Here is a 20,777-nt window from a genome sequence, read left to right on the forward strand (position 1 = left end):
CGATGTCCGAGGGGCACGCGAGAATGGGTCCATGGGGCGCGGTGACGGCACGGGACGGATGGTCTCGGCCGACGATGCCGACGACAGCGGCACCGGCATCCTGCATGTCGACATGGATGCGTTCTACGCTTCGGTCGAAGTGCTCGACGATCCGTCGCTGAAGGGGAAGCCGATCATCATCGGCGCACCCCAGGGTCGATCTGTCGTCTCGAGCGCCTCTTACGAGGCACGGCGCTTCGGGGTGCGTTCGGCGATGCCCGTCTCGCAGGCACTGCGGCTGTGCCCCGCAGCGGTGGTGGTGATGCCGCATTTCGACCGATACTCGGCCCTCTCTGCTCAGGTCATGGAGATCTTCCACTCCTTCACACCGCTGGTCGAGCCGCTCTCGATAGACGAGGCTTTCCTGGATGTCCGAGGGGCGGGCCGCCTGTGGGGCACCCCCGGCCGGATCGGCCGCACGGTGCGCGAACGGGTCCTCGCCGACACCGGGCTCACGTGCAGCGTCGGCGTGGCCGCGACGAAGCACGTCGCGAAGATGGCCTCGACGATCAGCAAGCCGGACGGCATGCTGATCGTCTCGGGCGACCAGACGCAGGCCTTCCTCGATCCGAGACCCGTCCGCGCCATGTGGGGCGTGGGTCCGAAAGCGGCGGAGTCGCTCGAGGCCCGAGGCATCCGCACGATCGCCGACATCCGCGGTACCCCGCAGGCCGTGCTCTCCCGCACGCTCGGGCCCGCGATGGGGGAGCGCGTGTGGCAGCTGGCCCGCGGTCTCGACCCCCGCGCCGTCACCCCCGAGAGGATGGAGAAGAGCATCGGGCACGAAGAGACCTTTCACGAGGACATCACCGATGCACGCCGGCTGCGGGCCGAGCTGCGCCACTTGTCCGACAGAGTCGGTGTGCGCCTTCGCAAGAACGGCTGGGAGGCGGCGACCATCTCGATCAAAGTGCGGTTCTCGGACTTCACCACCGTCACTCGTGCGCAGACGCTCGAGTCGCCGACCGCCGTCGGCCAACGCATCGGGGATGCCGCCCACGAGCTCTTCGACGCACTTCACACCCGCGATGCGGTGAGACTGGTCGGCGTCCGCGCCGAGAAGCTGCACGCTGCCGGCGGCAGCGCCCTGGCACTCTGGGACGATGATGAAGAATGGCGTCGCGTCGAGGGTGCCCTCGACGATGCGGCCGCGCGGTTCGGTCGTGATGCCGTGACGCGCGCCGCCTTCCTCGGTCGCGGTCCCGCGATCAACGCCCTGCCCACCAACCCACTACCGGGTGCTGACCTGTAGAGCGATCCCGAGACGTCAAGCCCTGTGCGCGACCGCGATCCGCAGCTAGCGTGGGGGTATGCCAAACATCGCACTCGAACTCGGTCAGCAATCCGCCACCCTCGGGGTGCACAGCGCCTACGGCGACGTGAAAGACCTCGACGGCGTCCGCATCGTCCCTGTGGCCCTCGCGTGGACGGGCTTCGGAGGCGGTTCCGACGAGGTCGGCAACGGCGGCGGCGGCGGCGGCGGTTATGCGCTTCCCCTCGGTGCATACATCCGACGCGGTGATGATGTGCGATTCGAACCCAACGTCGTCTCTTTCGCCGCCGTGGCGATCCCCCTCATCTGGGTCACGGGCCGCGCACTGAGCCGTGTCATCCGCGCCCTCAAGAAGTAGCAGAGATCCCCTGGCTGCCGCCCGGGCGGCAGCGGTCGCCCGCACCGTCGAAGCCGTGCGTGCGGTGGGGGCCACCAATCCGGTCGTCCTGATCGACGGCCGCTCCGGTGCGGGCAAGACGACCTTCGCGCGCGAACTGGTTGCACAGTGGCCGTTGCGCGGTCGTGTGCAGGCGGTGGCGTTGGATTCGCTGTACCCGGGGTGGGATGGACTGGCCGACGGCGTGGAGGCCGCACGAACACAGATCCTCGTGCCGCACGCGCGCGGAATGATCGGCGTGTGGCAACGGTGGGATTGGGACTCGTCGACGTACGCCGAGGCGAGCGCCGTCGACCCCGCCCTGCCGCTGATCCTCGAGGGGTCGGGCATCCTCACCCCGGTCACCGCGCGTCTCAGCGACGTGCGGGTGTGGGTGAACGCGCCGGCGGATGCGCGGAAGCGTCGTGCACTCGACCGGGACGGGGACGGATTCCGGCCGCACTGGACGCGCTGGGCCGAGCAGGAGGAGCGGCACGTGTCGCGAGACGATCCGCAGGGTCAGGCGACGCTGACCTTCGACTTCCCCTGACGCAGACCGATCAGTCGACCGTCGCGGCACGCACGAGTCCGTCCAACCGGAAGCCGAGCCAGTCGTAGATGCCGAACCGCGAATCATCCTCGTCGTGATCGTCGTCCGTCACGATCCCCAATCGCGTCGCGATGACCAATCGGATCGCGGCGAGGGTGCGCATCCACGCCCTGACCTGTTCGGCGTCCAGGGCGAGGGTGAGGATCTGCTCCAGTCGTGGATCGTCGAGGCCGAGACCGCTGTCGTCGTCGAGCTGCGCATCGGGCCCCAGGGTCTCCAGGACGACCCGGCTGTCCGTGGTTCGTCGCCCCAGCAGATCGGTCTCGGTGACCTCGCGGAACTCCCTCGCCGACACGGCGTCACCGCGATACGCGTCCGGGACGAGACGGGCGATCGCAGGATCCCCGCTCTCAGAGGTTCCCGCGGAGTCGTCCAGCAGATCGAGGAACTGGACGACGAGACCCGCCAGGTGCGTCGCCTCGATACGTGTGATCTCGAGCACCACCAGCCGCTCCTCGCTCACGGGGACGACTCCCTGACGGTGGCCCACAGCCCGTAGTCGTGCATCGCCTGCACGTGCAGTTCCATCTGCTCGCGGGCGCCCTCGGCGACGATGGCGTGGCCGTCATGATGCACGGCCAGCATCAGCCGGGTCGCCTCGTCGGGCGAGCACCCGAAGTAGCTTCGGAAGACGTAGACGACATAGCTCATCAGATTGACGGGATCGTTCCAGACGACAGCCTGCCAGGGCCCCGACGATGCGGGAAGTCCCGACAGGTCCACATCGACGTCGGTGTCGATGCCGGGCGCGGTTACGGTGCCCATCAGGACCACCCCAGCTCATGCAGACGCTCGTCGTCGATGCCGTAGAAGTGGGCGATCTCATGCACGAGGGTCGTGCGGAGCTCGTCCTGGAGTTCCGCGACGTCCTCGCAGGCGGCGAGATGAGCCTCCCGGTAGACGATGATGCGATCGGGCAGCTCGCCCGTTCCGTAACGCTCCCGCTCCGTGATCGCCCATCCGTCGTAGAGACCGAAGAGATCGAGGCTGCCGTCCTCCGGCCGATCCTCCACCACGAACACCACATTGTCGAGACCGTCGATCATGTCGTCGGGGAGTCGGTCGAGCTCCGAGACGACGAGGGACTCGAACGTCGCAGCATCCATCTCGATCATTGTCCTGCTCACTCTCATGAGCTCACTCGCTCATGTTCTCTCGCGGGGGATGGCCTGATCCGGATCGTGGCCCCGCATTCCACGTCGTGATGACGGACCCCCTAGATTACGACATGAACAGGCTGCCGGAGCCCGTGCGGAGCGGCACGCGGCGGGCATCGTCGAGAACGTCGACGGCGCACGAAGACAGGTAGTCCGCGACGAGATTCAGTAGTGCCTCGGTAGTGCGTGTCCCCCGAAAAGGGGACACACTGCGGATGGCAATCCCACGCAGCGGGCGTACGTTGGAGTCATCGGCTCGAGAGCCGACGAACAAGGGGGATGTTCCGATGACGACGATGTTATGGAATCTCGAAGTGTGGTGGGCTCGCAGGTGGTTCGCTCGGATGACGGTGAGGCAGGCGTACGTCATTTCGGTGGTCCTCGACGTCCCCGTGGAGAAGGTGCTAGCCATGCATCCCTCTCTGCGCACGAGCGAAGATGTCGAGCGGGCTCACGCCGAGAGCGGAAGCAATCGCTGAGAACGCCGGCAGGGGGATGTCCTGGGTCCCGCCGAGGTACCGCTCGACGGCGGGGGTGCTCAGATGCGCAGCCTCGGCGATCTCCGGGTGAGTCATGCCGATCTGGATCCGTCGCAGCTCCAGCTGATAGGCGACAGCCATGTTGAGTGTCAAGGCACTGTCATCGGTCATTCGGAGAGCGTAACTGCGACACCGGACGTCAGGGCCATGGCCTTGCGCAGAGAGACGCAATCGAGTAGCCCGATGTGTACCGACTACCTAGTGCTCGGGCTCCCGTTCGCACCGGGTGTTCCAGGGTGAGTAACGGGGCTCGAACCCGCGACATCGGCCACCACAAGGCCGCGCTCTACCAACTGAGCTATACCCACCATCGCGGCCCGCTCGCGCAGGCAACCACACGATTGTATTACACCTCGAAGACGAACGACGACACCGCGGAGGCTGCGAATCCTTTGGCGGTCTCGCTGTCGGGGCCGGGCTGAGGCACGAACACCGCCTCGCGGTAGTAGGCGAGTTCCCGAATGGATTCCCGGATGTCGGCCAACGCACGATGGCCGCCGTCCTTGCCCGGCGCGTGGATGTATGCACGGGGATACCAGCGCCGGGCGAGCTCTTTGACGCTCGACACGTCCACGTTGCGGTAATGCAGGAAGCGGTCGAGTCGGGGCATGTACTTGGCGAGGAACATGCGATCCGTGCCGATCGTGTTGCCCGCCAAAGGCGCCTTGCCCTCGACCGGCACGAAACGTTGAATGTACTCCAGCGCCCGGAACTCCGCCTCCGCAGCGCTGACGCCACCGGGAATCTCCCCCAGCAGCCCCGACGAACGATGCATGTTCGTCACGAACTCGTTCATGTGATCGAGGGCCGAATCGTCGGGCTTGACGACGATGTGGAATCCCGGGTCGAGGATGCGCAACTCGAAGTCCGTGACGATGACGGCGATCTCGACGATCTCGTCGACATCGAGGTCGAGTCCTGTCATCTCGCAGTCGATCCACACGAGCCGGTCTGTTGTCGTTGACCCCACCATGCGATCCATCCTATCGACGGCGCCGACACCCGGATTCGAGGCCACGCGATAGCCTGGTCGGGCACGCCTTCGTAGCTCAATGGATAGAGCATCGGCCTTCTAATCCGACGGTTGCTGGTTCGAGTCCAGCCGGGGGCACCGCAGATCCGACCGATCATCCGGCGTGCCGAGTGACGCCTCCGCGGCCGTCGCGGCGGTGTCCGCACACGCCGGGGATGCTCTAGCCAGCGTGACATCCGAGGCGTACCGTCACAGTCATCGGAAGGAGTTCCACAATGACCACAACCGAGACGCGTCACGCGCTCTGGGTCGCCTACGGGGCATCCGGGGTCGTCGGCTCGATTCGCAAGGGTGCAGACGGCTACACGGTCACGATGGCGGGCGCCGACGCCCCGGCGGGCACGTACCCGACCATGGAGATCGCGAAGAGCGCGGTGAACGCGCGTCAGCCGCACCCCGCCGATTGGCCGATGTTCCGCGAGCACTGAGACGCGCGTCGTCGGGACGGGTGACTCGCACCCTTCACGCATCGCTCCGTTCGGCCTCAGCCAGTCGTCCCCAGGGTGCCGTGACTAGACGACGGGCGTCGTCGCAGGAAGCACACGGTCGCGGGTCTTCGGCTGCGGCGGCGCGTCGAGAAGCGGCAGTGCAAGGTGCACGAGGGGTCCGATGAGGACCGCGAACAACACCGTCCCGATGCCCACCGTGCCACCGAGGAGCCAACCGACGGTGAGGACGGATGCCTCGACCACGAGTCGGCATGTCCAGATGGGCCAGCCGAACCGCGAGTGCATGCCGGTCATGAGGCCGTCCCGCGGCCCCGGCCCGAAATGCGCGCCGATGTAGAGGCCCGACGCGACGGCCACCAACAGGATCCCGCCGAGGAGAAGCGCGATCTGGACCACGATGCCCGACATCGGGGGCACCACGCCGAGCGCCACCTGCATGGTGGTGCCCACCACCAGGATGTTGGCGAGTGTCCCCACTCCCGGTCGCTGTCGAAGCGGGATCCACAGCAGCAGCACGATCAATCCCACGATATTGGTGACCCAGCCCACCCCGATGCCCGTGCGCACGGAGATCCCTTCGGCGAAGACCGTCCAGGGATCGACCCCCAGTCCTGCCTCGACGGTCAGGGCGCATCCCGTGCCGTAGAGGACGAGACCGACGAGCAGCTGTGTGATTCGGCGAGTCATGAATCAATCCAATCTCACAATTGGATCGTGACATCCATGCCAATTCCGTTATCGTGGCCCCATGGACTCCCGCGTCTCCGCCCGGTCGCTTGCGTCGAGCCTGGGCGGATGGCGCACGCGCGAACCCGCCTACGAGGCCCTGGCAGACGGTATCCGTCTGTTGTGCCTCGACAATCGACTCGCTCCGCGAACCGCGCTGCCGGCGGAACGCGAGCTCGCGAGCGCCCTGACGATCAGCCGCACCACGGTGGCCGCGGCGTATCGCAGCCTGCGGGACAGCGCCCACATCGAGAGCGTCCGCGGCTCGGGGAGCGTCACCCTGCCGCTGCGGCGCGAGGAGCTCGCCGGTTCTGCTCCGGGTGAGGGCACGATCGATCTGCAGCAGGCGAGTCCGCCCGCGTGGCCGGGTCTTGCCGGCGTCTTCGCCGAGATCGCCGGGTCCGCCGGGGCGCTCGTGTCGCGCGTCGGCTACGACGTCATCGGGCGACGCGACCTCCGCGAGGCGATCGCCGAGGGCTACACGCGCCGCGGTATCCCGACGACCGGGGGAGAGGTGCTCGTCACGACCGGGGCGCAGAGCGCCATCCATCTTCTCGCGGTCGTGCTGCTCGGCCGGGGCGATCGCGTCCTGATCGAAACGCCCACCTACCCGCACGCTGCCGACGCGCTGCGCCGCGAGGGAGGCCGTCTGGTCGGCGTGCCGGTGAGTGTCGACGACGGATGGGATCTCGACCGCGCAGAGCAGGCGTTCACCCGGACCCTTCCCGTCGCCGCCTATCTGATGCCGGACTTCCAGAATCCGACGGGGAGGTCGATGACCTCGACCGAGCGCCTCTCCTTCGTGGCGGGCGCCGAACGGTTCGGAACCGTCCTGATCGTGGATGAGACCACCGCGGACCTCGACATCGATCGCCCCGACGACCCGCCGGCGCTGGTGTCCGCCGATCCGTCCATCGTCGTCCGCGTCGGATCCCTGGGGAAGACGGTGTGGGGCGGGCTCCGGATCGGGTGGATACGCAGTGATGCGGATCTCATTCGCCGGCTGACCGCAGTCCGGTCGGCGCACGAGCTCGGCACGCCGGAGTTCGAGCAGGCCGTCGCCACCCTGCTTCTGCCACGCATGCCCGAGATCGCGGCGCAGAGGTCCTCCATCCTGCGTCGCGGTCGAGATGCGCTGATCACCGCGCTGGAAGAGAGAATCCCGGAGTGGCACGTTCCGCACCCGTACGGTGGAGTGTCGCTGTGGGTCGGTCTGGACGCCCCGCTCAGCTCAGCCCTGGTGATGGAATGCCGCTCCCGGGGGCTGTTCCTGTCCGGGGGCCCGCGATTCTCGGTGGACGGAGGCCACGACCGTCGGCTGCGCATTCCCTTCACGGCCTCGGCCGAGCAGCTGGTGCGGGCGACGGACATCCTCGCCGAATCGTGGGCGCATGTCCGCTCGGGTGCACCCGCCCTCCGGGTGGAGCACACGGAGTCGGTCGTCTGAGGGGATGGCGTCAGCGGGACGTCCGCACGCAGTCGACGGCATCTGCGCATGACCAGAAGTCACCCAGGTCGCGGAACGTGCGACTCACCGCGTGGAACCGCCGGGCCCGGTAGCGGATGCCGGCGCCATCATCGATGACGAGAACGTGTCCGAGCACGAGCCCGCCGACGTCGACGACGCGCCACAGGTCTTCTCCCGTCTGCACGAGACGTGCGGGCACCGTCGGCGAGATGGCCATAGCCGTCGACGTCACCTGATCCGGCCGAGTCGTGAGAGTGGTCATGTCTTTCCTCCTCGACTCGAACATAATGACGACCACCGACATCGAGATCTGCGTGGTCGGGGAGGGCGCCGCCGACTCCTCCCCAGTGGCGAAGCGGACGTGTATTTCCCCCGTTCACCCCGGGGAAAAGTGGTGTGCGCACGCCCGGGTCCATCGTGGAGGTGCGGCGGTGTCCGACGGGCACTCGGGCACCGCCGCAGCCCGGGGATGTCCTCCGGCACGCAGAAAGGAACAGTCATGAGCGACACCATCACGGTCACCGGCAACATCGCCACCGACCCGGAGCTGAAGCACACGCCCGCGGGCATCCCCATCGTCACGTTCCGCGTCGCGAGCAGTCAGCGGCGCTTCGACAAGTCCACGTCCAGCTGGGTGGAGGGCAGCACCAATTGGTACTCGGTCTCAGCCTTCCGAGGTCTCGCAGACCACGCCCACCGGTCCTTGAGGAAGGGCAACCGGGTCGTCCTCACGGGCCGGTTGAAGATCCGCGAGTGGGACACCGGCGCGAAGAAGGGCACGACCGCCGAGATCGAGGTCGACGCCATCGGGCACGACCTGCTCTGGGGAACCACCGTGTTCCAGAGGGACGGCGAAAGCAGATCCGACCACGGCGATGCATCCGACTCTCAGGGGAGGGACGATCAGACCGACTCGACAGGCTGGTCGACCCGGGCACCCGGCGACGCGCCGACGTCGGCGGCTGACGGCAGCTGGTCCGTGCCGTTCGAATCCGACTCCGCGTCAGAGCGCAGCGAGGAGAGCATCGGCGCCGGCGCCCCCTTCTGAGTGCGTTCGCGTCCGCGGCTCTCGGCGATCACTCGGGGAGGCGGCGATGCGCCGACCTAGACTCGGCACGTGCCCCGCCTCCCCGAGCCCCGCAGCCCGCTGAGCATCGTCGTGCCCGATCGCTCGCGCCATGTCAGGTTCGGGGTCGCCATCGTGGCGATCGCGCTGCTCCTCGCCGTGACCGGCTGCAGCGCCGACAGCACGCCGTCCCCGACGGTCACCCCGCCCGACGCTGCGCCGTCCGCCAGCGCGTCCACCGCCGCGGAGCCCGCCACGCCGGCAGCTCCTGCGCTTGTGCCCGGAGGGTCGGCCGCCGACAATCTCCCGGTCTTCACCGCCACGGTGAACGCGGTGTGGGCTGGTCCCGACCAGGTATCGGGCAGGGCGTATATCGACGCACTGGTCGGTGCGGGCTTCGATAAGAGCGCGATGCAGGTCACGAGCGACTCGTCGACGGTGGGCAATCCGGCGGAGAGCATCCAGTTCTCCGTCCTGTGGGGCACGGAGTGCCTCGTGGGGCAGGTGGGGCCCGCGACCGGCACCGCGGTGTCCGTCGTCCTTCCCGCCCTCGCTGAAGGCGGCTGCCTCATCGGCGAAACCCGCCCGATCGATTGGTGACGGCTTCGGTTTCGCGGGCGGGGCGTGCCCGGTCGCTCTCCACGTCGCGGGCGAGCCTCTCCGACCGCCCGTAGACTCGCTCTTTGACGTCGTAACGCCGAGGAGAGCATCAATGGCTGAATACATCTACCAAATGGTCCGCGCCCGCAAGGCGGTCGGCGAGAAGGTCATCCTCGACGACGTGACGATGTCGTTCCTCCCCGGCGCCAAGATCGGCGTCGTGGGACCCAACGGTGCCGGGAAGTCGACGATCCTCAAGATCATGGCCGGACTCGACCAGCCCAGCAACGGCGAGGCGAAGCTCACTCCCGGCTACACCGTCGGCATCCTGATGCAGGAGCCCGAACTCGACGAAGAGCTGACGGTTCTCGAGAACGTTCAGCAGGGAGTCGGTCCGATCATGGGAAAGATCACCCGATTCAACGAGATCTCGGCCCTCATGGCAGATCCCGACGCGGACTTCGACAAGCTGCTGGCCGAGATGGGCACACTCCAGGAGGACATCGACACCGCCGACGCGTGGGACCTGGACTCGCAGCTCGAGCAGGCCATGGACGCACTGCGCACGCCGCCCTCCGATGCCATCGTCGCCAACCTCTCCGGGGGTGAGAAGCGGCGCGTCGCCCTCTGCAAGCTGCTCCTCCAGAAACCCGACCTCCTGCTGCTCGACGAGCCCACGAACCACCTCGACGCCGAAAGCGTCCAGTGGCTCGAGCAGCACCTGGCGAAGTACCCCGGCGCCGTGCTCGCCGTCACCCACGACAGGTACTTCCTCGATCACGTCGCGGAATGGATCTGCGAGGTGGATCGTGGACGGCTGTACCCCTACGAGGGCAACTACTCGACGTACCTGGAGAAGAAGCAGGAGCGCCTGCAGGTGCAGGGGAAGAAGGATGCCAAGCTCGCCAAGCGCCTGGCGTCCGAGCTCGAGTGGGTGCGCAGCAATGCGAAGGGCCGCCAGACGAAGTCCAAGTCGCGCCTGGCCCGGTACGAGGAGATGGCCGCCGAGGCTGACCGCACGCGCAAGCTCGACTTCGATGAGATCGTCATTCCGCCGGGACCGCGCCTCGGACAGGTGGTGCTCGAGACCAAGAAGCTCAGCAAGGGCTTCGGAGACCGCATCCTGATCGACGGTCTGTCCTTCACTCTTCCCCGCAACGGCATCGTGGGCATCATCGGCCCGAACGGCGTCGGGAAGACCACCCTGTTCAAGACGATCGTCGGGCTCGAGCCTGCCGACAGCGGTGAGGTGAAGATCGGCGAGACGGTCGACATCTCCTACGTCGACCAGTCCCGCGGCGGCATCGACCCCAACAAGAACCTGTGGGAGGTCGTCTCCGAAGGGCTGGATTGGATCCAGGTCGGCAAGGTCGAGATCCCCTCGCGCGCATACGTCTCCCAGTTCGGATTCAAGGGCCCCGACCAGCAGAAGAAGGCCGGAGTGCTGTCGGGCGGCGAGCGGAACCGTCTGAACCTCGCGCTCACCCTCAAGCAGGGCGGCAACCTGCTCCTCCTCGACGAGCCGACGAACGACCTGGACGTCGAAACGCTCGGCAGCCTCGAGAACGCGCTGCTGGAGTTCCCCGGCTGCGCCGTGGTGATCACGCACGACCGGTGGTTCCTCGACCGTATCGCCACGCACATCCTCGCCTACGAGGGCACGGCGGAGAACCCTGCGCAGTGGTACTGGTTCGAGGGCAACTTCGAGGCCTACGAGGAGAACAAGATCGAGCGCCTCGGTCCCGACGCCGCGAACCCTTCGCGTTCCACGTATCGCAAGCTGACGCGTGACTGACGTCACCACCGGGGTGCGTCTCCACATCCCCATCCCGTTGCGCTGGGGCGATCTGGATGCGTTCAACCACGTCAACAACACAGCCATGCTCAAGCTGCTCGAGGAGGCCCGTGTGCGGGCGTTCTGGAAGCCCGACGTCGGCGAGACGGCGCCACCGACCGCCGTGCTCGACTCGGGCCTCCACAGCGGCGTCCTGACTCTGATCGCCCGCCAGGAGATCGAGTACCTCGCCCCGGTGCCGTACCAGCGCCATCCCCTGGACGTGCAGATGTGGTTCGGCAAGCTCGGCGGATCGAGTATCGAGGTCTGTTACGAGGTCTGCAGTCCACAGGAGACGGCGGAGGAGGGCAGGCAGATCGTCTACGCTCGTGCGACGACCGTGGTGGTGAAGGCGGATGCGGCCACCGGGCGTCCGTTGCGCCTTTCCGCCGAAGAGCGCTCGGCGTGGGCGCCCTTCACGGGCGAGCCGATTCTCTACGCGCACCGTCGCTGAATCGCGGACGCGTGATCGTCAGGACTGCGGCACCCGCACCATGATCTCCTGAGCGACCGTCGCGAGCAGTTCTCCACCGCGGGAGAAGATCCGCCCGGTGGCAAGCCCTCGGCCGCCGCGCGCGCTCGGCGACTCCTGGACGTACAGGGTCCATTCGTCGAGGCGACCGAAGCGGTGCCACCACATGGCATGATCCAGGCTCGCGACCTTGAGCCCGGGTGTCGCCCACGCCACACCGTGCGCGCGCAGCACCGACTCCTGGATCGACAGATCACTCGCGTACGCGAGGACCGCGCGATGCACCGCAGGGTCGTCCGGAAGAGGCGAGCGGGTGCGCATCCACACCGCCTGGTGCGGGACGTGCCGACCCTCGACCGAGAGGTAGATCGGCGACGGGACGTGCCGCAGATCCACGGGTCGATCGGCGAACAGCCTCCGCGACATCGGGTGGAGGCCCTGGATGTGATCCTCGAGATCCGGAATGTCCTCGGGTCGAGGAAGGTCGGCGGGCATTTCGGCCTGGTGTTCGAGTCCGGGATCCTCGTCCTGGAAGGACGCGATCATGGAGAAGATCGGCACGCCCTCCTGGTAGGCCTGGGTGCGACGTGTGGAGAACGACCGACCGTCGCGCAGCCGATCGACGGAGAACGTGATGTCGCTGCTCGCGTCGCCGGGACGAAGGAAATACCCGTGCATCGAGTGCGGAATACGCTCCGGGGGGAGGGTGCGCGAAGCCGCTACCAGGGACTGGGCGAGCACCTGGCCCCCGAACACGCGACCGAGCGGCATCGACTGCGACCGGCCCGTGAAGATGTCCTCGGTCGTGCGCGCCTCGCTTGCGGCGATGTCCAGGACCGCCAGCATCGCTGCCACGGTGTCCGCGGGTGCGTCGTCTGCCACGGTGTCACGATCCCTCTCCTCGGTCGTGGGGACCGAACCTTCGGTTGGTAGTTTAGGCGGATGCCTGCGCGCCTCCTCTTCCTCGACCCGCACGCCGCCGCCGACGCGATGACATTCGCCGGGCGGGCCTCGCGTCTCGCCGAGGACGCGGTGCGACTGCAGGCGGCCGGCGGCACTCTGGCCATGACGGCGGCGCCTCTGGCACCGCGAGGTCTGCTCGATTCGACCCCGACCGTGCTCGCTCTGCGGGCGCTGCCGGTCGACCCCGAGCTGGAATGCGACATCGTGGTGACGGCATCCGCTCTCTCGCCATCCGCTGACGACGCCGCGGCGATCGACCTGCCGGAGTCGGCTCTGAGCGCCGCGTGGGCGGGGATCTCACCCCCGCGTTCCGGGTGGACGGAGCTCCCCGGAATCACGGCGTCGACGCTCGCCGAGCGGGCGCAGTGGGGGATAGCCGCCGTCGCGGAGGGGATGCCGCAGAACGCCGGAGAGGATGCTGTTCGAGCGATCCGCGCGAGCGTGTGGGGAGCACCCGACGCCCAGATGGACGATCTGCCGCGCGGAGCAGCCTTCGCCGCCTTCGCCATGGGATTCGTCGCCGGGGAGGAGACGGCCCGGGTCCTCACCAGCGGACCCTGGACCCGCCTCACCCTCTCGAGAGGTCACGTCCTTGTGCGGGGGCCCGTGCGGAGCGGGCTGACGGCCGTCCGCGCCACGGGTTCACCGACCGCGCGCTGAATCCGTGACGGCCCGACCGGGCCCCGTCGCCGTGGTTTCCGATCATGCATCCCGCGGGGGCTGGCGCGCGCTCAGACCGATGCCGCGGCGGCGCGTCCTGCGATGCGGCCGGAGAAGAGGCATCCGCCCAGGAACGTCCCCTCGAGCGCGCGATACCCGTGAACGCCACCGCCGCCGAAGCCGCTGGCTTCGCCGGCCGCGTACAGTCCGGGGACGACAGCCCCCTCCGCGTCGAGTGCCCGCGCGTCCAGGTCGGTCTCGACACCGCCCAGCGACTTGCGTGTGAGAACGTGCAGCTTCACCGCGATGAGCGGTCCGGATCTCGGATCGAGGATGCGGTGCGGGCTCGCCGTGCGGATAAGCCGGTCACCCCGGTAGGAACGAGCCGAGCGCAGCATCGCGACTTGCGCGTCCTTCGTGAACTCGTTGTCCAACTCGCGGTCGCGCGCCTCGACCTCGCGCCGCACCCGCTCGCCGTCGAGCGCATCTCCGCCGGGGAGCGCGCGCATACCGTCGATGAGTCCGTCGAGATCATCGCGCACGACGAAGTCGTCGCCGCGGTCGAGGAACGCTTGCACCGGTGCGGCCGCCCCTCTGCCGAGGCGCGACTTCACCAGCAGTGGCACATCCTTGCCCGTCAGGTCGGGGTTCTGCTCGCTGCCCGAGAGCGTGAACTCCTTCTCGACGATCCGCTGCGACAGGACGAACCACGAGTGGTCGTGCCCGGTCGTCCGCAGATGCGCCAGGGTTCCCAATGTGTCGAAACCTGGAAAGAGGGGCACGGGCAATCGTGCTCCGGTCGCGTCGAGCCAGATCGAGGACGGGCCCGGCAGGATCCGGATGCCGTGGCCAGGCCAGACCGGATCCCAGTTCTGGATCCCCTCGACGTAGTGCCACATGCGATCGCCGTTGATCAGGTGGGCGCCGGCGGCTGCGGCCACGGGCTGCATGGACCCGTCGACGTAGGCGGGCACTCCGGCGATCATCGTCGCGGGCGGCGTCCCCAGCCGGGCCGGCCAGTGTCTGCGCACCAGTTCGTGATTGCCGCCGATGCCGCCTGAGGAGATGATCGTCGCTCCCGCCTCGACGTCGAAGCCGCCGACCACCTCGCGGGATGTCGCGACCCCGCGTGCGGCGCCGGACGGCGCGAGGATGTCCCCGGCGGCACCGGTCACGGCACCGTCCCGGGTGAGCAGGGCGGTGACGCGGTGACGCGGGAGGATCGTCAGGCGCCCCGCGGCCTCGGCCTCCACGACGGCGGCGTGGAACGGTGCGACGACGCCCGGTCCTGTTCCCCATGTGACGTGGAAGCGCGGCACGGAATTGCCGGGCCCCAGGGCGGTGTAGCCGCCGCGCTCCGCCCAGCCGACGACGGGGAAGAAGCCGACGCCGCGCGATCGGAGCCACGCGCGCTTCTCACCGGCGGCGAACTGCAGGTAGGCCTCCGCCCATCGCCGCGGCCATGCGTCCTCTTCGCGATCGAAGCCGGCGGTGCCGAACCAGTCCTGGCGCGCGAGGCCGAGCGAATCCGAGATGCCCATGCGCCTCTGCTCGGGCGAATCGACGAAGAAGAGACCGCCGAAGGACCACCAGGCCTGACCCCCGAGATTGGTCCGCGGCTCCTGGTCGACGATCGTGACGGACTTCCCCGCCGCCACCGCCTCGGCGGCGGCGACAAGACCCGCGAGCCCCCAGCCGACGACGAGGACATCGCTGGACCGCGTGGTTCTGGTGATCATGAGGACTCCTTCGTCCGTGGGGTGAGAGGCACCTCAGCTCGTCCTGTCGGGGCGGGGCCGATGCCGCCGGGCTCGCTGGGGGAGCGTTCGAAGGTGTTGACCATCGCGTGCGCCGCACGGTTTAGATAATCCCAGAGCGTGGCCTCGTGCAGGGGAGGCAGGTCGAGCGCGTCCACGGCCGCACGCATATGACTCAGCCAGCGGTCGCGCGCATCGGGATTGACGTGGAAAGGCATGTGGCGCATCCGCAGTCGGGGATGACCGCGTTCCTGACTGTAGGTCGTCGGGCCACCCCAGTACTGCTCGAGGAACATCAGCAGGCGCTGCTTGGCGGGACCCAGGTCCTCCTCGGGATACATCGGCTTCAGGACGGCGTCGGAAGCGACACCGTCGTAGAAGACGTCGACGAGACGCACGAACGTCTCATGGCCCCCGATCTCGTCGTAGAACGACATCGGTTCGTGCTCGCTCATGCCGGCGTCCCGTCCGTGGGGCCGTCAGCATCGGTGTCGGCGTCCCTTTCCGCCGACACGGGGGGGAGCTTCTGAGCGCGCGGATGCCGCGGTGCGGCCGGAGCTTCGTCGTCGGATTCGACGGAGTCCCAGGAGACGGACGCCGGTGCGCGCGCATCTGCGGGGGGTGTCGCCGTCGCGCTCTTCTTCGCGCCCCGCTTCGGCCGCCATTTCGGCGTGGCCTCGCTCACGAGCACCGTCGGGTTCGGCCGGGTCCTGGGCGGGTTCGCCCCGCGAACGCGCGATGCGGCGTCCAGTCCGGTGAGCGTGATCGAGTTCAACGCCGGAAGGCGCAGACCCAGCTCGTCCATCGCATGCTTGATGCGCATCCGGAGTTCGCGCGCCACGTCGTCCTTCGCGTTGGACCTGGTCTTCATCACGAGCCGGATGACGAGCGCATCACCCGAGACGGACTCCAGGCCCCACACCTCCGGCTTGTCGATGATGCGTGTACGCCACTTCGGGTCCCTCGCCAGCGTGCGCGATGTCTCCAGAAGCGCGTCCTCCACCTCGTCGATCTGCGCGTCGTACGGAACAGCCAGGTCGATGATCACGCGGGCCCAGCCCTGGGACATGTTGCCGATGCGCGTGATCTCGCCGTTGCGCACGTACCAGAGCGTGCCGTTCACGTCGCGGACGTGCGTCACGCGGACGCTCACGAACTCCACGATGCCCGTCGCGAGCCCCAGGTCGACGACGTCGCCGATGCCCACCTGGTCCTCCGCGACGATGAAGATGCCGTTCAGCACGTCTTTGACGATGTTCTGCGCGCCGAAGCCGAGACCGGCGCCGATGGCGGCCGTGAGCAGCGCGAACGAGCCCAGGATGCCGGAGTCGATCGCGTTGACGATCAGGATCAGCGCGATGATGACGATCGTCACATTGACGATGTTCTGCAGGATCGAACCGAGGGTCCGGGTGCGCTGAACGAGGCGGACGGATGCGAGCGGCGAGCGCTCCAGCGCCTGCGTGTCGTCGACGTTGGCTTTTCCCTTGGCGCCGTTGACGATCCGCGACACGACCCGGCGGATGACGAGCTTCAGCAGCCACGAGAGCAACAGCGCACCGACGACGATCCCCGCGACCATGAGCGCCTTGACGCCGAATGCCAACCACCACTGACCGACCTCCGCCCAGAAGGTGGTGACGGCGGGTTCGGCGGTGTCCAGAGGAGCGATGATCATCGGTTCAACTCTAACGACGGATGCCTCGGCAAACCCTGGAGAGGGCAGGCCGAGGCATCCGATCCGACGTGTCGCTACTCGGCGTCGCGCTCCTGGACTGCGAGCGCCCGCTCGACGCCGGCGAGGTTCTCCAGGACCAGGCGTCGCAGCGCCGGGGTCGCCTGTCCGTTCGCCGCCAGCCACGCGCGCGTGGCGTCGCGCAGGCCACGATCGGCGAGCGCCGCGGGGTAGAGACCGGTGATGAGGTACTGGGCGATCTGGTAGGACCGCGACTCCCAGATCGGAAGGATCATCTCGAAGTAGGGCGCCACGAAGTCGCGCAGCAGCTCCACGCCCGCGGGGTGGGTGAAGCCCAACGCAGCCGAGCGGACGATCGTGTTCGGCAGGTCGTCGCTCTTCACCAGCGAGTCCCAGGCGGCACGCTTGGCCTCGGCCGTCGGGAGTGCGGCCTTCGCCTGCGCGGCGAACTCGCCGCCCTTGGCGGTGTTGTCCTCCGCGAGCGCCGCGTCGACCACGGCTTCCGAGACGACGCCGCCCGCCGCGAGCGAGACGAGGAGCTGCCACGAGAGGTCGGTGTCGATCTCGAGGTCGGTGAAGACGACCTCTCCTTCGCGCACCTGCCGGACGCGCTCCCACTGCTCGGGTGTGGAGGCCGCCGTGGCGAACGAGGTCACGAACTGCAGCTGACTGTCGCTGCCGGGCTCAGCCGCCTGCGCGAGCTCCCACAGCGCGTCGGCGACGCGCTGACGGCTGGCCGCGCGCTTCTCGGGCGCGACATACGCGTTCGCGGCGAGCTGCAGCTGGGCGAGCGTCGTGCGCACGGTCGTCGATTCGCTCTCGTCGCCGATGTTGCGCAGCACCAGGTCGATGTAGTCGGTCGCGGACGATTCGGCATCGCGGGTCTGGTCCCACGCCGCTCCCCACACGAGTGATCGAGCCAGCGGATCCTGGATGTCCCGCAGGTGGGCGATGGCCGTGCGCAGGGACCGCTCGTCGAGGCGGATCTTCGCGTACGCCAGATCTTCGTCGTTGAGCAGGACGAGGTCGGGCCGCTTCTGACCCTTGAGCTCCGCGACCTCGGTGCGATCGCCGTCGACGTCGATCTCGATGTGGTGCACGCGCACGAGGTCGTCGCCTCGGAGGCTGTAGAAGCCGACGCCGAGACGGTGCGGGCGGATCGTGGGGTAGTCCGCCGGCGCGGTCTGCACGATCGCGAATCGGCTGATGGCGCCGTCCGCGCCCTCCTCGATCAGCGGCGTGAGCGTGTTGACTCCCGCCGTGGTGAGCCACTTCCTGGCCCACGTGTCGAGTTCGCGCCCACTCGTGGTCTCGAGCTCGGCCAGCAGGTCGCCGACCTCGGTGTTGCCCCACTCGTGCTTGGCGAAGTACGCCGCGACCCCGGCGAAGAACTGCTCGATGCCGACCCATGCCGCGAGCTGCTTCAGGACGGATCCGCCCTTGGCGTACGTGATGCCGTCGAAGTTGACCTGCACGTCCTCGAGATCGTTGATCTCCGCGACGACAGGGTGGGTGGAGGGCAGCTGATCCTGCCGGTAGGCCCACGTCTTCTCCATCGCGTTGAAGGTCGTCCACGCCTCGGTCCACTCCGTCGCCTCGGCCGTCGCGATCGTCGAGGCCCACTCGGCGAACGACTCGTTCAGCCAGAGGTCGTTCCACCACTTCATCGTGACGAGATCGCCGAACCACATGTGCGCGAGCTCGTGCAGGATCGTCACGACGCGGCGCTCCTTGACGGCGTCGGTGACCTTGCTGCGGAAGACGTAGGACTCGGTGAATGTGACCGCGCCCGCGTTCTCCATGGCACCCGCATTGAACTCGGGGACGAAGAGCTGGTCGTACTTCGCGAACGGGTACGGGTAGGCGAACTTCTCCTCGTAGTAGGCGAAGCCCTCCCGCGTCTTGTCGAAGATGTAGTCGGCGTCGAGGAAGCTCCAGAGGCTCTTGCGTCCGTAGACGCCCAGGGGGATGACGCGGCCCGACGCGCTGGTCAGCTCGGAGAACGTCGACTCGTACGGGCCGGCGATGAGGGCCGTGATGTAGGAGGAGATGCGCGGCGTGGGCTCGAAGTGCCAGGTGGCGGAACCATCGCCGTGGAGCGTGGGCTCGGGGGTGGGGGAGTTCGAGACGATTGCCCACTCGGCGGGCGCGGTGACGGTGAACTGGAACGTCGCCTTGAGGTCGGGCTGCTCGAAGACGGTGAACATCCGCCGGGAATCGGGCACCTCGAACTGCGAGTAGAGGTAGACCTCGCCGTCGACCGGGTCGACGAACCGGTGCAGGCCTTCGCCGGTGTTGGTGTACATGCAGTCCGCGTCGACGATGAGCTCGTTCTCCTGCTCGAGTCCGTTCAGCGCGATGCGCGAGTCGGTGTGCGCCCAGACCGGGATGTCGCGGCCGTTCAGCGTGATCGTGCGCACGTTGTTCGAGATGAGATCGATGAACGTGTCGGCACCGGCCGTGGCCGAGAAGCGCACGACGGTGCGCGACGCGAAGACCGTGTCGCCCTTTGTCAGATCGAGGCTCACCTCGTAGGAGTGCGTGTCGACGATGGTGCGGCGCTCTTGCGCCTCGATGCGGGTGAGGTTCTCTCCAGGCACTGCTGCTCCCGTGGGGGTGAAGGGCGGATGCCGCGGACTGGCGCTGCTGGCGCCGACGACAACCGGACCAGCCTACGTCAGGAGATCACGGTGTCGAACGGATGCGCGACCATCGCGCCGGAGGCGGGTGCGGAGGTTCGACGTCGTAGCAGGTGGCGCGGGGCGGTTGTCAAGCGGCCTGCCCGCCGTTCACGCGATGTCAGGATGGGGACATGGGTGAGCGCAGCGAAGACCAGCAGAGCACGATCGACCCCTCGGCCGGGAGGGTGGTGCCGTTCGCGTCGCCCGCGGCCCGCTCGGGTCGTGCGCACATCGAGGAGCCCATCGCCTACGACGCGATCCTCCTCGCGGGGTTCGGTGGGCCCGAGGGCCAGGACGATGTCATCCCCTTCTTGCGCAATGTCACCCGTGGGCGCGGCATCCCCGACGAGCGCCTCGAAGAGGTCGCGCACCACTACCGCGCCGTGGGCGGCGTGAGCCCCATCAACGCCCAGAACCGCGCGCTCAAAGCCGCCCTCGAAGCGGAGCTGGAACGCCGTCGGATCGATCTGCCGGTGTTCTGGGGCAATCGCAACTGGGCGCCGTACCTCGACGAGGCGGTGTCGGATGCCGCGGCATCCGGCCGTACTCGTCTCATCGCGATCGCGACCAGCGCCTACAGCTCATTCTCGAGCTGCCGTCAGTACCGCGAGGACTACTACCGCGTGCTGACCGAGACCGGCCTCGGCGACACCGTCACGATCGACAAGGTCCGTCAGTTCTTCGATCACCCGGGCTTCGTCGGGCCGTTCATCGACGGCGTGCGCGACGCGGTCGCCGGATTCCTGGCCGAGGGCCTGGCACCCGCGACGGTCCGGGTGCTGTTCTCCACGCACAGCATCCCGTCCGTCGACGCCGAGCGATCCGGCCCGCGTGAGGGCGACCCCGAATACCGGGACTTCGGCGACGGCGGCGCGTACGCCGCTCAGCACCGCGCGGTCGCCGAGGTCATCATGACCGAGGTCGCCGCAGCGGTCCCCGGCGCGTCCGACATCGACTGGGCACTGGTCTTCCAGTCCCGCTCCGGTCCGCCGACGCAGCCGTGGCTCGAACCTGACGTCTGCGACGTCATCCGCGACCTCCCCGCAGTCGGTGTGGAGGCGGTCGTCATCGTTCCGCTCGGATTCGTCAGCGACCACATGGAAGTGCTGTGGGACCTCGACACGGAGGCGATTGACGCTGCGGCCGAGGTCGGCCTGCGCGCCGTGCGCACGCAGACCCCAGGCGTCGATCCCGCGTACGTGTCGGGCCTGGTCGACCTGGTCGAGGAGCGTCTGCTCGGTACACCGACCGAGGAACGGCCGCATCTCACCTCCCTCGGGCCGTGGTTCGACGTCTGTCGTCCGGGGTGCTGCGAGAACATCCGCGCGGGGTTCAAGCCGGCCGCGGCCGGCGTCGCGCCCTGACGTCGGATGTCCGG

Annotated in this window: 23 protein-coding genes and 2 tRNA genes; 12 read left to right on the plus strand and 13 right to left on the minus strand. The window is 68.1% G+C overall.

Annotated elements, in window-relative coordinates:
• Positions 1–31 precede the first annotated feature (31 nt).
• Genes dinB through ACFM35_RS05175 form a run of 3 tightly spaced genes read left to right on the plus strand, consistent with a single transcriptional unit; the run spans position 32 to position 2,238 of the window.
• Positions 32–1,291 (plus strand): DNA polymerase IV, encoded by a 1,260-nt coding sequence (dinB, locus tag ACFM35_RS05165; RefSeq protein WP_378839234.1) that lies wholly within the window; start codon positions 32–34, stop codon positions 1,289–1,291.
• Between the two features lie 58 nt (positions 1,292–1,349).
• Positions 1,350–1,670, plus strand: a complete 321-nt coding sequence (locus ACFM35_RS05170; RefSeq protein ID WP_378839237.1) for a hypothetical protein — start codon at positions 1,350–1,352, stop codon at positions 1,668–1,670.
• Entirely contained in the window at positions 1,645–2,238 is a 594-nt protein-coding gene (locus tag ACFM35_RS05175) for a nucleoside/nucleotide kinase family protein (RefSeq protein ID WP_378839240.1), read from the plus strand. Before ACFM35_RS05170 ends, ACFM35_RS05175 begins: the two co-directional genes overlap by 26 nt.
• 10 nt (positions 2,239–2,248) lie before the next feature.
• Here ACFM35_RS05175 and ACFM35_RS05180 read toward each other — a convergent pair whose 3' ends face one another.
• From ACFM35_RS05180 to orn, 6 genes are all read right to left on the minus strand, one after another.
• Positions 2,249–2,788: a DUF2017 family protein gene (locus ACFM35_RS05180; RefSeq protein ID WP_378839242.1), complete on the minus strand. Its 540-nt coding sequence runs from the start codon at positions 2,786–2,788 to the stop codon at positions 2,249–2,251.
• Positions 2,758–3,063: an ATP-dependent Clp protease adapter ClpS gene (clpS, locus tag ACFM35_RS05185; protein ID WP_378839245.1), complete on the minus strand. Its 306-nt coding sequence runs from the start codon at positions 3,061–3,063 to the stop codon at positions 2,758–2,760. Before clpS ends, ACFM35_RS05180 begins: the two co-directional genes overlap by 31 nt.
• On the minus strand, positions 3,063–3,413 hold the full coding sequence (locus tag ACFM35_RS05190) for a metallopeptidase family protein (RefSeq protein WP_378839247.1): 351 nt from the start codon (positions 3,411–3,413) through the stop codon (positions 3,063–3,065). The genes clpS and ACFM35_RS05190 overlap by 1 nt, the downstream gene beginning before the upstream one ends.
• A 446-nt stretch (positions 3,414–3,859) precedes the next feature.
• Positions 3,860–4,105, minus strand: coding sequence for a helix-turn-helix domain-containing protein (locus ACFM35_RS05195; RefSeq protein WP_378839250.1), 246 nt, complete (start codon positions 4,103–4,105; stop codon positions 3,860–3,862).
• Between the two features lie 124 nt (positions 4,106–4,229).
• A tRNA-His gene (locus ACFM35_RS05200) sits at positions 4,230–4,302 on the minus strand.
• 38 nt (positions 4,303–4,340) lie between these two features.
• Entirely contained in the window at positions 4,341–4,967 is a 627-nt protein-coding gene (gene orn, locus ACFM35_RS05205) for an oligoribonuclease (RefSeq protein WP_378839252.1), read from the minus strand.
• A 65-nt stretch (positions 4,968–5,032) separates the two neighbouring features.
• Between orn and ACFM35_RS05210 the strand changes: the two genes are divergently transcribed.
• Both ACFM35_RS05210 and ACFM35_RS05215 read left to right on the plus strand, forming a co-directional pair.
• Positions 5,033–5,105: transfer RNA gene (locus tag ACFM35_RS05210), tRNA-Arg, on the plus strand.
• A 137-nt stretch (positions 5,106–5,242) separates the two neighbouring features.
• Complete coding sequence (locus tag ACFM35_RS05215; protein WP_378839255.1) at positions 5,243–5,455, plus strand: methyltransferase; 213 nt, start codon at positions 5,243–5,245, stop codon at positions 5,453–5,455.
• Between the two features lie 84 nt (positions 5,456–5,539).
• On the opposite strand, the gene yczE is transcribed toward ACFM35_RS05215, so the two are convergent.
• The gene (gene yczE / locus ACFM35_RS05220; RefSeq protein ID WP_378839258.1) at positions 5,540–6,163 is read right to left on the minus strand and encodes a membrane protein YczE; all 624 of its coding nucleotides are present in this window, start codon (positions 6,161–6,163) and stop codon (positions 5,540–5,542) included.
• 61 nt (positions 6,164–6,224) lie between these two features.
• Here yczE and yczR point away from each other — a divergent pair, with 61 nt between their 5' ends.
• A complete protein-coding gene (gene yczR, locus ACFM35_RS05225; protein WP_378839260.1) occupies positions 6,225–7,649 on the plus strand; it encodes a MocR-like transcription factor YczR in 1,425 nt (474 codons plus the stop codon).
• Between the two features lie 10 nt (positions 7,650–7,659).
• Here the strand turns inward: yczR and ACFM35_RS05230 are convergent, their stop codons facing one another.
• Complete coding sequence (locus ACFM35_RS05230) at positions 7,660–7,932, minus strand: hypothetical protein (protein ID WP_378839262.1); 273 nt, start codon at positions 7,930–7,932, stop codon at positions 7,660–7,662.
• A gap of 237 nt (positions 7,933–8,169) precedes the next feature.
• On the opposite strand from ACFM35_RS05230, the gene ACFM35_RS05235 reads away from it, so the two are divergent.
• The 4 genes from ACFM35_RS05235 to ACFM35_RS05250 all read left to right on the plus strand — a co-directional run bounded on the left by ACFM35_RS05235 (position 8,170) and on the right by ACFM35_RS05250 (position 11,624).
• On the plus strand, positions 8,170–8,718 hold the full coding sequence (locus ACFM35_RS05235; RefSeq protein WP_378839265.1) for a single-stranded DNA-binding protein: 549 nt from the start codon (positions 8,170–8,172) through the stop codon (positions 8,716–8,718).
• A gap of 69 nt (positions 8,719–8,787) precedes the next feature.
• Positions 8,788–9,336, plus strand: a complete 549-nt coding sequence (locus ACFM35_RS05240; RefSeq protein ID WP_378839267.1) for a DUF6993 domain-containing protein — start codon at positions 8,788–8,790, stop codon at positions 9,334–9,336.
• A gap of 112 nt (positions 9,337–9,448) precedes the next feature.
• Positions 9,449–11,131, plus strand: coding sequence for an energy-dependent translational throttle protein EttA (ettA, locus tag ACFM35_RS05245; protein ID WP_378839270.1), 1,683 nt, complete (start codon positions 9,449–9,451; stop codon positions 11,129–11,131).
• Positions 11,124–11,624, plus strand: a complete 501-nt coding sequence (locus tag ACFM35_RS05250) for an acyl-CoA thioesterase (RefSeq protein WP_378839271.1) — start codon at positions 11,124–11,126, stop codon at positions 11,622–11,624. Before ettA ends, ACFM35_RS05250 begins: the two co-directional genes overlap by 8 nt.
• A gap of 18 nt (positions 11,625–11,642) precedes the next feature.
• Here ACFM35_RS05250 and ACFM35_RS05255 read toward each other — a convergent pair whose 3' ends face one another.
• Positions 11,643–12,488: an acyl-CoA thioesterase gene (locus tag ACFM35_RS05255; protein ID WP_378839491.1), complete on the minus strand. Its 846-nt coding sequence runs from the start codon at positions 12,486–12,488 to the stop codon at positions 11,643–11,645.
• A 96-nt stretch (positions 12,489–12,584) separates the two neighbouring features.
• Between ACFM35_RS05255 and ACFM35_RS05260 the strand changes: the two genes are divergently transcribed.
• Positions 12,585–13,265 (plus strand): DUF8185 domain-containing protein, encoded by a 681-nt coding sequence (locus ACFM35_RS05260; protein WP_378839273.1) that lies wholly within the window; start codon positions 12,585–12,587, stop codon positions 13,263–13,265.
• A gap of 71 nt (positions 13,266–13,336) precedes the next feature.
• Here the strand turns inward: ACFM35_RS05260 and ACFM35_RS05265 are convergent, their stop codons facing one another.
• The 4 genes from ACFM35_RS05265 to pepN form a co-directional block, all read right to left on the minus strand.
• Positions 13,337–15,004 (minus strand): FAD-binding dehydrogenase, encoded by a 1,668-nt coding sequence (locus ACFM35_RS05265; protein WP_378839274.1) that lies wholly within the window; start codon positions 15,002–15,004, stop codon positions 13,337–13,339.
• A complete protein-coding gene (locus tag ACFM35_RS05270; protein WP_378839276.1) occupies positions 15,001–15,477 on the minus strand; it encodes a globin in 477 nt (158 codons plus the stop codon). Before ACFM35_RS05270 ends, ACFM35_RS05265 begins: the two co-directional genes overlap by 4 nt.
• Positions 15,474–16,700, minus strand: coding sequence for a mechanosensitive ion channel family protein (locus tag ACFM35_RS05275; RefSeq protein ID WP_378839279.1), 1,227 nt, complete (start codon positions 16,698–16,700; stop codon positions 15,474–15,476). The genes ACFM35_RS05270 and ACFM35_RS05275 overlap by 4 nt, the downstream gene beginning before the upstream one ends.
• A 74-nt stretch (positions 16,701–16,774) precedes the next feature.
• Entirely contained in the window at positions 16,775–19,318 is a 2,544-nt protein-coding gene (pepN, locus tag ACFM35_RS05280; protein WP_378839282.1) for an aminopeptidase N, read from the minus strand.
• A gap of 212 nt (positions 19,319–19,530) precedes the next feature.
• On the opposite strand from pepN, the gene ACFM35_RS05285 reads away from it, so the two are divergent.
• A complete protein-coding gene (locus ACFM35_RS05285) occupies positions 19,531–20,763 on the plus strand; it encodes a ferrochelatase (RefSeq protein ID WP_378839284.1) in 1,233 nt (410 codons plus the stop codon).
• The last annotated feature ends 14 nt before the right edge of the window (positions 20,764–20,777 follow it).

The organism is Microbacterium songi (genome assembly GCF_042747925.1).
GTDB lineage: Bacteria > Actinomycetota > Actinomycetes > Actinomycetales > Microbacteriaceae > Microbacterium.